Origin of the sequence: Micromonospora yasonensis (assembly GCF_026013475.1) — a bacterium.
Taxonomy (GTDB): Bacteria; Actinomycetota; Actinomycetes; order Mycobacteriales; family Micromonosporaceae; genus Micromonospora; species Micromonospora yasonensis.
Map to the genome: position 1 here is coordinate 1 of NZ_JAPDPH010000262.1, position 8,785 is coordinate 8,785.

The window sequence follows — 8,785 nt, forward strand, 5'->3', positions numbered from 1 at the left end:
AGCGCCTTGGTGTAGGGGTGCTGAGGCGCCGTGAAGATCTGCTCGACAGTGCCCTGCTCGACGACGCGGCCCTGGCTCATGACGACGATCTCGTCCGCCATCATCTCGACCACGGACAGGTCGTGCGAGATGAAGACGTAGGTGAGCCCGAGGTCGCGCTGCAGTTGCTTCATGAGGTCGAGTACCTGGGCCTGCACCGACACGTCGAGTGCCGACACGGGCTCGTCGCAGACGACGAGGCTCGGGTTGAGGATGAGGGCCCGCGCGATGCCGATCCGCTGGCGCTGGCCCCCGGAGAACTCGTGCGGGAAGCGGTCGATGTGTTCCTCCCCCAGGCCGACCGTCTCGAGGACCTCGACGATGCGGGCGCGGATCGCCGCGTCGTCGAGGTCCGTGTGCAACCGCAGCGGCTCGGCGAGGGCCCGGTGGATGGTCCAGCGCGGGTCGAGCGAGGCGTACGTGTCCTGGAAGACGATCTGCATCTGGGCGCGGAGGCGGCGCAACTCGTCATCACTCACGGCGAGGAGGTCGGCCCCGTTGAAGGTCACCGTTCCCGACGTCGGCTCGTGCAGGCGCAGCAGGGCCCGGCCGGTCGTCGACTTGCCCGAACCGGACTCGCCCACAATGGCGAGCGTGCGGCCACGGCGGACTCGGAAGGACACGCCGTCGACCGCCGTGATGGTGTCGGCCGGACGTCCCAGCCGGCGGCGTCGCCCGGTGAAGACCTTCGTCAGGTCGGTGACCTCGAGCAGCACCGGAGCGTCGTCGTCTGATGCCTCCGTGGGAGCGCCCGGGCGCGCCTCGACGCGAACCGACCCGGAGCCGTCGCCCGCCGGGCTTGCCTCGGCGAGCGCCTCGACCGCCTCGATGACGTACTCGTTGGCGGAGGGGACGAAGCTGAGCAGCCGCTTCGTGTAGTCGGCCCGCGGCGCGGCGAAGAGCTGCTCCGTCGGCGCCGTCTCCTGCAGTTCACCGCCGTACATCACGGCGACCCGCTGGCAGGTCTGGGCGACGACACCGAGGTCGTGCGTGATGAGCAGGACCGCTGTCCCGTGCTGCTCCTGCAGGTCCATGATGAGGTCGAGGATCTGCAGCTGGGTCGTCACGTCGAGGGCCGTCGTGGGCTCGTCGGCGATGAGCAGCTTGGGCTCGCACGCCATGGCCATGGCGATCATGACGCGCTGGCGCATCCCGCCGGACAGCTGGTGCGGGTAGCCCGCGAGGACGCGCGAGGTGTTACGGATCCCCACCATGTCGAGCAGTTGGCCGGCTCGGTCCGCCGCTTGCCGCCGGCCCAACCGCAGATGTTGGCGCAGCGGCTCGGTGAGTTGGTCGCGGATCGAGAAGACCGGGTTGAGCGCGGTCATCGGCTCCTGGAAGATCGTGGCGATGTCCCTGCCGCGGATCTCGCGCATCTGCCGGTCCGATAGCGCGGCGAGGTCGCGCCCGTCGAAGCGGATGTGCCCGCCGGTGATGTGCGCCTGCCGCGCCGGCAGCAGTCCCGTGATCGACATGGCGGTGACGCTCTTGCCCGAGCCCGACTCGCCGACCAGCCCGACCATCTCGCCGCGGGCGATGGTCAGGTCGAGGTCCCGGACCGGATGGATCGGGCCGCGGGACGTGTCGATGCGGATCGAGAGGTTCTCGATCGACAGCAGGGTATCAGCCATGTCCGTGCTCCTTCTTCCCTATGCCGCTGGGCTTGGTCGCGCCCGCTCAGGCGTGCGCGGGGACCTGTCCACCCGTCTGCAGGTGGGTGGCCGGGCCGTAGAGGCTCTCGAGGAGCGCCGCCTGGGCCTCGTCGTGGAAGGACACCGCACCCGCGGTGAAGCCCTTGGCGACCTCGACGGCGAAGCGTGCGGCCAGTGCGATGTCCACCTCGTGACTCGCGCCGGTCGCGCAGCCGGCCACGGGCGTCACCGTCGTGATGGCGACACCGACGACGGGCGCGGCCGTCGCGACGGCCGGCTGGAGGATGGAGTTGAGGTGGTAGAGGCCGTTGCCGTACGGCGTGATGTCCTGCGTCGACAGCGGGAACACGACGGCGGGCTCGCCCGACACGGTCTCGAGGACGCTGATGAGGTCGGCGCTCGCCGGGAGGATGTAGCCGGCCCGGACCGTCGGGGAGATGGCGATACCGCGGTGGTTGATGAGGCGGTTGCCCTTGGTGGTGTCGATGGACAGGACGGCGTCCATCTCCGACGTGACCTCGTGCTCGTTCATCGCGGTGATGTCGACGGGCGAGTCCATGAAGGGCACGGGGTCGTGTGGCCGGGTCGGCGCGTCGGGGCAGATGTGCGTGGAGATGACGACGTCGCCGGGCAGGACATCGCCGCGGGCGTGCATTGCGAGGAGCTTGGCGGCCGAGGCGACGGCGGCAGTAGCCCCGTCACCGTCGGACACGTAGCCGATGAGCTCCGGCCGGGCGCCGATGCCGCCGAGGCGCCCGACGACACCGAGCGTCGGGGCGTCGCCGCCGGCGGTCTTGCCGCGGCTGCCCGGGACGGTGACGCGGATGAAGTCGGTCGAACCCCGTTCGCCCGCCACCGTCTCGACGGTGATCGAGCAGGCGTCGTCGCCAAGGGTACGCAGATGCGCGGCGACGAGGTCACCCGATGCGTCGGGACGGTCGAGGAGGTCGAGGGCCTTGAGGACGTGGGACAGCACGATCATTCGCTTTCGACAGCGGTCTCGGCTACGCCGAGGTACCGGAGGGTGGTCAGGGCATACGTCTTCGCGGCGAGGACGACGTCGGCGACTGGTGCCTTCTCGTCGAAGCCGTGGATGGTGGCCAGCTCGGCCGGCCCGTACTGGAGCACGGGGATGCCGTGGCTGCGGAAGGTGCGGGCGTCGGAGGACGCCCACTGGAGCACGCCCTCGGCGGTGGGGTCTCCGGTCAGTTCGCGCAGGGCAGTGACGAGCTCGGTGACGATGGGGTCGCCGGGCAGCGTCCAGTTCGGTTCGCTGCAGAAGCCGATCGGCTCGATCGTCGCCTCGACGCCCGCCTCGGCGAGCAGCTCGTCGACCCGGGCGAGGACCTCGGCGCGCGACAACCCGATCGGCACCCGGGTGTCGACCTCGACGACGCACCGGTCCGCGACCACGTTGGAGGACGTGCCGCCGCGAATCGTGCCGATGTTGACCGTGACGTGCTCGAAGACGGCGCCGATGCCGGGAGCGTAGCCCTCGCGCTCCTCGGCGAACGTCTTCGACCGCTCGATGAGGTCGAGCACGTCCTCGGGCGCGGACGGCTTCATGTCCCACAGCTGCTGCAGGGCGACCACGGCCCGGGCCGCGAGGAGGTTCGCGCTGACGCCGTGCAGCGGCTGGAGGCTGCCATGCCCCGGCTTGCCGTCGATCGTCATGCGGAACCAGTTGCTGCCCTTCTGGCCGATCGTCGGGTGCGTCCGTTCGGCGGGCTCGGCGATGATCGCGCCGGTCGCGCCGTCGAGGACCCCCTGGTCGAGGAGCCAGTCCGCGCCCCGCGAGCCGCCCTGCTCCTCGTCGGGGACCGCCGCGAGCGACAGCCTCCCGGCCAGCGGGACACCGAGGCGGTGCAGGACGACGAGCGTGTGGATGACGCCGGCGAGACCGGCCTTCATGTCGCTCGCCCCGCGACCGCGGAGATAGCCGTCGACGATGTCACCCGCGAAGGGCGGGAATGTCCAGCGGCTGAGGTCACCGACGGGCACGACGTCGGTGTGACCGGCGAGCACGAGGTGGCGCGCCGTCGTGGGGTCGCCGTCCACCCCGGCGTTGCTCGCGGCACGGTGAACGACGATGCTGAGGCGACCATCGCCCGCGTCGTGGACCTCGGGGTCGAGGCCCTCGGCGCGCAGGTGGCCGGCGACGAAGGTGCCGACGTCCGTGCAGTCCCCCGGGGGGTTCTCGCTCGGGATCCGGATGAGGTCTCCGGCGAGCGTCAGCAGTTCGTCCCGGGTGCGCTCGATCTCGTCGAGGACCCGGGTCTCCCAGTCGGAGGATGTCGTGGTCACGTCAGGCTCCAAGTGTCGTGTTCGCTTACGGGGCGTCGGATTCGTGATGGTGCGCGGGGAGGCCGCCGCTGGGCGCGCGGCGGGATGGCAGCGGGCCCAGCGGCGCGCCTCTCCTGCTCGGCGTCAGCCCTTGTTGCTCAACTGGAAGAAGCGGATGATCCCGTCGGGGTACGACGTGTACCCCTGCACGCCCGCGCGCTCCGCGACGACGATGTTGTACTCGTAGAGGTACGCCCACGGCGCCTGGGTGTTGATGATCTCCTGCGCCTTGCCGTACAGATCGTTCCGGACGTTCTGGTCCGGCTCGGTCGAGGCCTGCTTCCAGAGCTTGTCGACCTCGGGGTTGTTGAAGTTGACGTAGTTGCTCGTGCCGTCGCTGGTCAGCAGGAGACCAAGGTGGTAGCCCGGGTCGTTGACGAACGAGGTCCAGCGGCTGATGTAGCTCTGCACCTTCTTCGTCGCGAGCGCCTCGAGGAACTGCGGACGCGCCATCTTGCGGATGTTCATCGTCACGCCGATCTTCGCCAGCTCGGCCTGGATGAGCACGGCGTCGTCCGACCAGTCGTCGAAGCCGCTGCCGAGGGTGAAGTCGAAGCTGAAGCCGTTGGGATAGCCAGCCTCCGCGAGGAGCGCCTTGGCCTTGTCGAGGTCGTGCGAGTAGACATAGCCGGCGTCGGTGAAGCCCGGGGTCGAGCTGGCCACGGACGAGCGCATCGGCGACGCCTGGCCCTTCATGACGTCGCTGACGAGCTTGTCGTACGGGATCGCGTACGACACGGCCTGGCGGACCTTCGGGTTGTCGAACGGCTTGATGGCGTTGTTCATCCCGAAGAAGAGGATCTTGTTGCTGGCGCGGGAGTCGATGACGACGCCGGGCTGCTTCGACAGGGTGTCGACGTCCTTCGCCGGCACCTCGAGCGCGATGTCGACCTCGCCCTTGGTGAGGAGCTGGACGCGGTTGCTCGCCTCGCCGATGAACTTCGTGTTGACCTTGCGCAGGGCCGGCTTCTCGCCCCAGTACGTGTCGTTACGCTCGAGCACGGCCTCGGTCGCCGGGTCCCACTTCGTCACCCGGTAGGGGCCGGAGCCCGCGGTGTGGGTGTCGAGCCAGGCGGCGCCGCCCTCGGCGTTGACCTTGTCGATATTGATGATCGAGAACGAGTACATCGGCAGGATCTGAAGGAAGAGGTGGTTCGGTGCGGTGAGATCGATCTTCACCGTACGCGGGTCGATCGCCGTCACCGTGCCGATGCCGGCCATGCCGTAGAGGAAGCTCGCCGACTTGGACTTCTTGACGAAGTCGAACGTCTTGACGACGTCGTCGGAGTCGAGGGCCGAGCCGTCCTCGAACTTCACGCCCTGCCGCAGGGTGAAGGTGTAGCTCTTCGAGTCGTCGCTCACCTTCCATGACTCGGCGAGCATCGGCACGATCTTGTCCGTCTTGGCGGTCGGCTTGCCGTTCGTCGTCGTGCGGTCGTACGTGACGAGTTGGTCGTAGGCTGCCACGACGAACGTGTCGGAGGTGACATCGTTGGCCTCGGCGGGGTTGAGGGTCTTGCCGCCCTCGGAGTAGGCGGCGACGAGGGTGTCCTTGGCGGCCGCACCGTCACGCGAGGAGCCGCCCTGGTTGGCGTTGGCTCCACAGCCGGCTGCGGTGAAGATGACGGCGACCGCGGCGGCCAGGGTGGCCTTGCGCTTCACGCTGTTCTCCTTTGGTTTGGGGGATGCGGTGGAGGGGTGGAGGGGCTGGCTGGCGTTCATGGCAGACCCGGAGCGAGTCATCGGCTCGTCCGCAGGCGCGGGTCGAGGACGTCGCGAAGGCCGTCGCCGATGAGGTTGAAGCCGAGAATCGAGGTGGCGATGGCGATGCCGGGGAAGAGCGTCATCCACCACTCGCCGCTGATGATGTAGCCACGGCCGTCCGAAATCATGACGCCCCACTCCGGCGTCGGCGGCTGCGCGCCGAGGCCGATGAAGCTGAGCGAGGCGGCCGTGAGGATCGCGTAGCCCATGCCGAGAGTCGCCCGGACGAGAATCGGGGCGATGGTGTTCGGGACGATGTGGCGGATGAGGATCGTCCGATCACGCAGGCCGATGGCGCGCCCCGCCTCGACGAAGTCACGCTCCCGGAGCGAGCGGGTCTGGCTGTAGACGATGCGGGCGAACTCGGGGATGCCGACGACGCCCACGGCGATCATCGCGCTGGCCAGGCCCGGGCCGAGGGCGGCGGCGATCGCCATGGCCAGCACGAGCGACGGGAAGGCGAGGAGCACATCCATCACCCGCATGAGCACCGCGCCCACCACGCCGCCGAGGAAGCCGGAGACGGCGCCGATCGGGACACCGATGAGCAGCGAGATTCCGACGGCGATGAGCCCGGTCCAGAGGGAGATCCGCCCGCCGGCGAGGACCCGGGCGAGGATGTCGCGGCCGAAGTTGTCCGTACCGAACAGGTGTGCTGCGGAGGGAGGCTCGAGGAGACCTCCAGCTCCGGTGGCGGTGGGCGAGTACGGCAGCAGGCCGGCCACGAGAGCGCCGATGGTCCAGATCGCGATGAAGACGAGACCGACCATCGCCAGGCGGTTGCGGACCAGGAGCCGCCAGGCCGTCGTGGGCCTCGACCCCCCAGGGTCGGGCGACCCGGCCCGGAGGCCGCTCGCAGCGGCGGACACGGTGGTGTCAGGCATTCTCGATCCTCGGGTCCAGTCGGGCGTTGAGCAGATCGACGCAGAGGTTGACCGTCAGGTAGATGGCCGCGGCGAGCAGCGTGAAGGCCTGGACCGGGGCATAGTCGGTGGCGAGGACGGACTGGACGACGTAGAAGCCGACGCCGGGCCAGCTGAAGACCGTCTCGGTGATGACCGCGCCGCCGAGAAGTTGGCCGAACTGGAGGCCGACCACTGTCACGACGACAGGGGCAGCGTTCTTCAGCGCGTGCTTGAGGATGACTTTGGCCGGCGGCAGGCCCTTGGAACGAGCGGTGCGCACGTAGTCCTGGTTGATCACCTCGAGCATCTCGGACCGGGTCATCCGGGCGATGATCGCCGTGCTCCCGGTGGCGAGGCACAGGGCCGGCCAGATGATGTGGGCCAGCGACGACTTCAGCGCGACCATGTCACCGGTCAGGAGTGAGTCGAGGACGTAGAGCCCCGTGATCGACGTCGGGGGATTCACGTCCTGGGCGATGCGGCCCAGTGGAGCCGGCTCCCACCCGAGCCTGTTGTAGAAGACGAAGATCACGATGAGGGCGAGCCAGAAGAGCGGCATCGACGCCCCGATCAGCGAGAAGATGCGGCTGGCGTGGTCGATCGGCCGGTCGCGGCGCGTCGCGCTGATGACGCCGATCGGGACCCCCAGGAGCAGCGAGATAAGGATCGCCACGATGGCGAGTTCGACCGTCGCAGGCAGCCGGGAGGCGAAGTCCGTGAGGACGGGCTGGCCGGTGTGCCAGGCGAATCCGAAGTCTCCGGCGAAAAGGCCGCGCACGTAGGAGACGAACTGAGCGACCAGGGGCTGGTCGAGGCCCATCTCGGCACGGATCTTGTCGACGGTCGCCGGGTCAGCCTGTTCTCCTGCGAGAGTCCGGGCCGGGTCACCGGGCAGGACGCGGGTGAGCAGGAAGATGCAGAGCACGACGCCGAACAGTGCCGGGATCATGGCGAGGACTCGTCGCACCACGTGGCTCACGGCCACCTCCAATCTGCGCTTCGTTGGGTCTGACCTGGTCTCGGCGCCTAGGATTCGCCCGCCCGTCATCCCTGAGCAATACTTTCTCTGTATTTGAGAGGGCGTCCCTGATTGAACCGGGGTGCGGTAGGTTCTGACGCGTCCCGCCCATCCCGGAGGACCCATGTCAGACACGGGCGCTCGCCCTCGCTCGCCGCTCCAGACCGTGGACCGCGCCCTGGAGGTCCTGCTGTCGTTCACCGAGCGGCGCCGCGACTGGGGCGTCATGGAGCTTGCCGAGGCCTTCGCCATCGACAAGTCGACCGCGCAGCGGATCCTCGCCGCGCTCGCCGCCCGCGGCTTCCTCAGCGCCGATCCGGTGTCCCGGCGCTACAGCCTCGGCCCGACCATGTGGCGGATGGCCGCCGTCTGGGAGCGCACGGGAGGCCTGGCCGCCCTGGCGCACCGGGTGCTCGAGCCGCTCGCCTTCCAGACCGATCGCACGGCCCTCTTCGCCGTCCCGGACGGGCTGCACGTCCGATGCGTCGCGGCCGTCGACGGCGGCGGACCGCTGCGCAGCCATCCGCTCGTCGGCGAGCTGTACCCGGCCAACGCGGGAGCCACCTCCCGCGGCTACTTCGCCTTCCTCGACGGCAACGAGCGGCGCGCCCTCATCTCGGGGCGGGTCTTCGCGACGTTCACCGAGCTGACGAAGGTCGACGAGCACGAGCTCGAACGGCTCTTCGTCGAGGCCGTCGCGCAGGGGTACGCCTACTCCGAGGGCGAATACGACTACGCCACCCGGGCGCTCGCCGTTCCCATCATGCTCAGAGGGCGGCCCGTCGGCTCGCTCAGCCTCGGCGAGAGCAAGTATCCGGCGCGTTCCGACGACATCCGGGACCATCTGCCCGCACTGCAGGCCGCGGCGGAGCAACTGTCCGCCCTGCTCGACAACCGGGCGAACTCGGCCGCCGTGGCCCGGCAGACCAAGCCGACCCGAGCCCACTGAGCGCCGCGCCAATGAGCCAGACCGACCACCTCGAGGAGACACCCATGCCCCAGGGCCACCAGAACCTACTGCTCCTGTCCAACTCGACGGCCCCCGGGCGGGCCTACCTCGAGCA

The 8,785-nt window shown here is 69.3% G+C and carries 7 protein-coding genes; 1 reads left to right on the forward strand and 6 read right to left on the reverse strand.

Translation table 11 applies throughout. From position 1 onward, the window contains the following. From ONA70_RS31925 to ONA70_RS31950, 6 genes are all read right to left on the reverse strand, one after another. Positions 1-1,670: ABC transporter ATP-binding protein (locus ONA70_RS31925; RefSeq protein WP_265010209.1), on the reverse strand; the 1,670-nt coding region annotated here is incomplete at its 3' end. Between the two features lie 46 nt (positions 1,671-1,716). Continuing rightward, positions 1,717-2,673 carry a DUF1177 domain-containing protein gene (locus ONA70_RS31930; protein ID WP_265010210.1) on the reverse strand — a complete coding sequence of 319 codons (957 nt, stop codon included), beginning with the start codon at positions 2,671-2,673 and terminating at the stop codon, positions 1,717-1,719. After that, the gene (locus ONA70_RS31935; RefSeq protein WP_265010211.1) at positions 2,670-3,995 is read right to left on the reverse strand and encodes a M20 family metallopeptidase; all 1,326 of its coding nucleotides are present in this window, start codon (positions 3,993-3,995) and stop codon (positions 2,670-2,672) included. Before ONA70_RS31935 ends, ONA70_RS31930 begins: the two co-directional genes overlap by 4 nt. A 123-nt stretch (positions 3,996-4,118) precedes the next feature. Further along, positions 4,119-5,696: an ABC transporter substrate-binding protein gene (locus ONA70_RS31940; protein ID WP_265010212.1), complete on the reverse strand. Its 1,578-nt coding sequence runs from the start codon at positions 5,694-5,696 to the stop codon at positions 4,119-4,121. A gap of 77 nt (positions 5,697-5,773) precedes the next feature. After that, positions 5,774-6,682, reverse strand: a complete 909-nt coding sequence (locus tag ONA70_RS31945; RefSeq protein ID WP_265010213.1) for an ABC transporter permease — start codon at positions 6,680-6,682, stop codon at positions 5,774-5,776. Then, entirely contained in the window at positions 6,675-7,682 is a 1,008-nt protein-coding gene (locus tag ONA70_RS31950) for an ABC transporter permease (RefSeq protein ID WP_265010214.1), read from the reverse strand. The genes ONA70_RS31945 and ONA70_RS31950 overlap by 8 nt, the downstream gene beginning before the upstream one ends. Before the next feature lie 163 nt (positions 7,683-7,845). Between ONA70_RS31950 and ONA70_RS31955 the strand changes: the two genes are divergently transcribed. Further along, entirely contained in the window at positions 7,846-8,670 is an 825-nt protein-coding gene (locus tag ONA70_RS31955) for an IclR family transcriptional regulator (RefSeq protein WP_265010215.1), read from the forward strand. Positions 8,671-8,785: the final 115 nt, after the last annotated feature.